Source organism: Clostridioides sp. ZZV14-6150, from assembly GCF_020657875.1.
GTDB lineage: Bacteria > Bacillota > Clostridia > Peptostreptococcales > Peptostreptococcaceae > Clostridioides.
Genome location: NZ_JAGWDA010000113.1, coordinates 1 through 223, shown reverse-complemented (window position 1 = coordinate 223; position 223 = coordinate 1). Strand labels below are relative to the sequence as shown.

1 protein-coding gene is annotated in these 223 nt (G+C 35.0%); it reads right to left on the bottom strand.

Annotated features, from left to right (window positions below):
* Nucleotides 1–223 (bottom strand): hypothetical protein (locus tag KGF41_RS20750; protein ID WP_227857152.1); only part of this gene is annotated, 223 nt, incomplete at both ends.

The following is a 223-nucleotide window of genomic DNA, read 5'->3' as shown; positions in this document are numbered from 1 at the left end:
CTCCAAAATGCCTGTAAGATAATATTACTCTTATCAATCATTATTCTATCTCCAAAATTTAGCATAGTTGACTCATCGTCTTTTATGGTTGACCATCCCAGAAGTTCATAAGAACCTATATCTAAATTACCTGGATTGGATGGTATAATTACACTTGCACCTGTTAAATATGAATGCGGGTCATATGGTGCATGACCAGTTATACTAGAACCAGGTTTTCCAT